The sequence below is a fragment of the uncultured Rikenella sp. genome (assembly GCF_947628055.1).
Classification (GTDB): Bacteria; Bacteroidota; Bacteroidia; order Bacteroidales; family Rikenellaceae; genus Rikenella.
This window is the reverse complement of the sequence record NZ_CANQYJ010000140.1, coordinates 1-4,683: the sequence shown is the minus strand read 5'-3', so window position 1 is coordinate 4,683 and position 4,683 is coordinate 1. Positions and strand designations below refer to the sequence as shown.

General features: G+C 58.4%; 3 protein-coding genes. All 3 read right to left on the bottom strand.

Going from position 1 to position 4,683, the window contains the following annotated elements; genetic code table 11:
* Positions 1-237: 237 nt before the first annotated feature.
* The gene (locus Q0Z93_RS09680; protein WP_298065009.1) at positions 238-744 is read right to left on the bottom strand and encodes an HAD hydrolase family protein; all 507 of its coding nucleotides are present in this window, start codon (positions 742-744) and stop codon (positions 238-240) included.
* Between the two features lie 69 nt (positions 745-813).
* Positions 814-2,961, bottom strand: a complete 2,148-nt coding sequence (locus Q0Z93_RS09675) for a prolyl oligopeptidase family serine peptidase (protein WP_298065005.1) — start codon at positions 2,959-2,961, stop codon at positions 814-816.
* A gap of 274 nt (positions 2,962-3,235) precedes the next feature.
* Entirely contained in the window at positions 3,236-4,234 is a 999-nt protein-coding gene (locus Q0Z93_RS09670) for a VWA domain-containing protein (protein WP_298065002.1), read from the bottom strand.
* Positions 4,235-4,683 lie beyond the last annotated feature (449 nt).

Here is a 4,683-nt window from a genome sequence, read left to right as displayed (position 1 = left end):
GATTTTTCGGCTCGCACCGCCCCCCGGCCGCGAGAAGCGGCCCCCGGCGCAGAGCCGAACTCGAAAAATGGTTAAAATGTGGGTACGATCCAATCGCGATTATATATTTTATCGTACCAGCCCTCCCTTGTCCCGATTTTTCGGCTCGCACCGCCCCCCGGCCGCGAGAAGCGGCCCCCGGCGCAGAGCCGAACTCGAAAAATGGTTAAAAATGCGGGTACGATACTATATAATCGTCTAAATTTCAAACCAGTCGCCCCTGGCCCGGAGAACCTGCTCGATCATGTCGCGCACGCATCCCCGTCCGCCGTCGAATGCGGAGACGTAATGCACCATCCCTTTCACCGCATCTGCGGCGTCGGCAGGGGCGGCGGCGAGCCGCACGGCCCGCATCGGTTCGATGTCGGGATAGTCGTCGCCCATGTATATCATTTCATGCAAGGGTACGCCGCACTGTTCGGAAAAATGGTGCAGCGATTCGATCTTGGAGTCTTGGCCGGTATAGATATGCCGAATGCCCAACCCTTCCATGCGTTTGCGGAGCTGGTCGCCGCGGCCTCCGGAGATGATGCCGATCGGGTATCCCTTTTCCACAGCCCGCACCACGGCCAGCCCGTCGCGCATGCTGTATTCGCGCAGGAACTCGCCTTCCGGAGTAATGAGTATCCGTCCGTCGGTGAACACGCCGTCCACATCAAATACGAAAGCGCGTATCTTCGCTATCTCTTCCTTGAAATTTCCCATAGCCGACTTTTCATTCGTTCGTTTTCCGCTTCGGATTTGCTGCCGGATACACCGCCCTGCCGCCAAAAACTACTTCAAATCCCTGATCCCTGCGTTCCAGAGGAAGAACGACCAGATATCCGCCTGCTCCTGAATCGATTTCGAGACCGGTTTTCCCGCGCCGTGCCCCGCATCGGATTCGACCCGCAGCAAGATCGGAGCCTCGCACCCCGCCGCCGACTGCGCCGCCTGAAGCGTCGCCCCGAACTTGAACGAATGGGCCGGCACCACCCGGTCGTCATGATCCGCTGTCATGATCATCGTCGGCGGGTAGCACGTCCCCTGCCGGATGTTGTGCAGCGGCGAATATTTATAGAGATACGGAAAGTCGGTCGCGTTGTCCGCCGAGCCGTACTCCACGACCCAGCCCCAGCCGATCGTGAACTTGTGGTAGCGCAGCATGTCCAGCACCCCCACCATCGGGAACGTCGCGCAGTACAAGTCCGGCCGCTGCGTCAGGCACGCCCCGACCAGCAGCCCTCCGTTCGACCCCCCCGCAATGGCCAGCTTTTCCGGCGATGTATATCGTTCCGCAATCAGGTATTCGGCTGCCGCGATGAAGTCGTCGAACACGTTCTGTTTCTTTTCCAACATCCCTGCCCGGTGCCAAGCCTCGCCGTATTCGCTCCCGCCCCGGATGTTGGCCAGCGCAAAAATCCCGCCCTGCTCGAGCAGCAGAATCCGCGACGGCGAGAAACTCGGCGGCATGCTGATGTTGAATCCCCCGTAAGCGTAGAGATAGACCGGATTCGCCCCGTCCCGTTTCAACCCTTTCTTGTAGACTAAGAACATCGGCACCCGCGTGCCGTCTTTCGACGGATAGAAGACTTGTTCCACCGTGAATGCCGAAACGTCGAAATTCACTTCCGTCGCGTGGTACAGCGTCGAAGTTCCGTCGGCAATCGTATAGCGGTACGAGGTCGGCGGCACGTTGAAGCTGCTGAATCCGTAGAACACTTCCGTATCTTCCGCCTTGCCGTCGAAACCGCCTGCCGTGCCGATCCCCGGCAGTTCGATCTCCCGCACCCGGCGTCCCGACATGTCGTATTGATAGACCCGGCTCGACGCGTCTTGCAGATACCCTGCAAAAATCGCCCCGCCTGCCGTCGTCGCCCACTGCAACAGGTTCCCGGACTCCGGAATGACATTCCGCATCGCAGAGGCCGCCGCTTCCGAAGCACTCAGATCGACCGATACCAACCGGAAATTCGGCGCCGCGTCGTTGGTCAGCACATAGGCGGTGTCTCCCACGCAGTCTATGATGGAGTAGTCGTTTGCGAATCCTTTGAACAGGGTGCGGAACGGCGCGTCTGCCTCGTCCGCCCGTTTGTATAGGATTTCGGCTCCGCTCGTCCCCTCCGACCCCACGATGAAGAGCCACCGGAAGTCGTCGCTCACGAAACCGGAGAAGTAACGCAGCGGATGTTCCCGGTCTTCATAAATGAGCTGATCTTCAGTTTGCGAAGTCCCCAGCCGGTGGAAGTAGACTTTCTGGTATTCGTTTTTCGCCGAGTAGACGCCGCTGCCCGGCTCCGGTGCATCGTAGCCGCTGTAATAAAATCCGTCCTTTCCCCAGCTCGCGCCGCTGAACTTGACCCATTCGATACTGTCCGGCAGCTGCCGGCGCGTGGCTACCTCCATTACGTAAATCTTCACCCAGTCCGACCCCGACCGTGCCACCGAGTAGGCGGCATACCGGTCGTCCTGCGAAAAGGTGACGGTGTTCAAAGCCGCAGTCCCGTCCGCAGACAAAGTATTCGGGTCGATAAAAACCTCCGGTTCTCCGTCCAACCCTTTCCGGCGATAGAGGATGCTCTGGTTCTGCAATCCGTCGTTTTTGTAGAAGAAATAGTATTCGCCGACGCGGAACGGTGTCCCTTCTTTCGGATAATCATAGAGTTGCGTCAGCCGCTGTTTGATCCGTTCGCGATAGGGGATCTGCGACAGGTAGTCCTGCGTCACTTCATTTTCTGCCGCCGCCCATGCAGCGGTTTCCGCCGAACGGTCGTCTTCGAGCCAGCGGTACGGGTCTTTGACGATCGTGCCGTGGTAGTCGTCCGCCACGGTGGTGTCCATGCGGGCGACGGGATAAGGCTTGGTCTTGATGGTCATAGCGCTCTGGCAGCCGGCAAGGGCTGCGGTAAAGGCGGCGAGGCCGCATAAAGTAATGATTTTCATAGATTTCCGCGGAAATGGTCTGATTTTTTTGTGATTCGGACAGTAAATTTAATCTTTTTTTGCGGTTTATCGGTTTTTATTTCTATCTTTGTACCGTTATTTCATGCAGATCGTACTTGTCTGTCTATCGGGCAAGGTTTTGAATATCGTTTGTTTTTGCATGGGCCTTTTGTTTTTCCAGGCAGACACCCCCGCCAACGTCTGTCATTTGCGGAAAAGCATCGGGCCCATGCTTTTTTATCTCTTCTCCGGCTTTCCCGCGACGGAATGGCTCTTACGGTATCTGCCGCAGGAACAGATAGCGGCACAATATCTCCACGAACAGAAGCCCGACGGCCAATAAAAGCCACATGTGGTAGACTTCGCTGTATTTGACGAAGTTCTCGACTTCGACTTGGGTCTTTTCCAGCCGGTCGATCTCGGCGTATATTTCGGCGAGTTTGGTGTTGTCGGTGGCGCGGAAGTAACGTCCTCCGGTCTGTTCCGCAATCTCGCGGAGCATTTTCTCGTCGATCTCGACTTTGGCCTGTACGAACGTGATTCCGCCCCAAGCATCCAGAGCGGGCATCGGGGCGACCCCTTCCGTCCCTACGCCGACGGTGTAGACGCGGATGCCGTAATCGGCGGCGATCTGTGCCGCTGTCAGTGGGTCGATCTGTCCGCTGTTGTTCACGCCGTCGGTCAATAGTATAATCACTTTGCTCGGCGAGTCGCTTTCTTTCAGTCGGTTCACGGCGGTGGCAAGCCCGTTCCCGATGGCGGTGCCGTCGGCGATCATGCCGCTTTCGATCTGGTTCATCAGGTTGACGAGCGATACGTGGTCGGTCGTAATGGGCGACTGGGTGAAGGCTTCGCCGGCAAAAACGACTAATCCGATCCGGTCGGTAGGGCGTCCGATGATGAATTTCGATCCGATGTCTTTGGCGGCGCTGAGCCGGTCGGGGGTGAAGTCGCGTGCGAGCATCGACCCGGATATGTCTAAGGTCATGACAATGTCGATTCCTTCGGCGTTGACGTTCTGCCGGTCTTCGGAGCTCTGGGGCCTGGCCATGGCGAAGATGACCAGGGCCACGACCAGACACCGCAGCACGAACGGGGCATGCCGCAACCAGTAGCGATAGGTGTGCGGCAGCCGCTGCACGCCGCTGGTGGCGGAGACTTGTATGGCGGCGCGTCCCTGTATGGTGCGGTAAACGTAGTATGCGATCATGGGCGCCAGTACAAGCAGGAGCCACAGGATGCGGGGATTCTCGAATCTGACTATGTCGAACATCTGAATGGTGTTAGGTCAATATCTATTGGTTTCCGGGGCGTGGGGTATGGCTGCGATGCCGGTGGCGGAGGAGGCCCGGTGCCGCTCGGCACGCGAACCGCAGCCGTTGGCTGTTTTATTGGCCGCCTTTACCCCAAAGCTCCCGCCGGCTCCGGCCGTTTTACTGTCGGAAGCTAAGTAAACCGCGCCCCTCGGTCGCGCGAGTCGCCGCCTCCCCGTCGGGAGGCCCGCAACTCGACGGTGCTCGTTGCTCTTTCCGCTGGCGGCGATCCGGTATTATTCAGAATCATTTTTTACCTACGCGCCGACGGAAATCCGGTTCGCAGAACCGGGCGGGCTTCGCTCATGCCGCGGGGCACTTCCTTTCTTTGCCACCAAAGAACCGAGCAGCGTTCCGAGGGCAGAGACCGCTTGCGGGCTATGCCGAGGTAGCGCGAGGAAAACCGCAG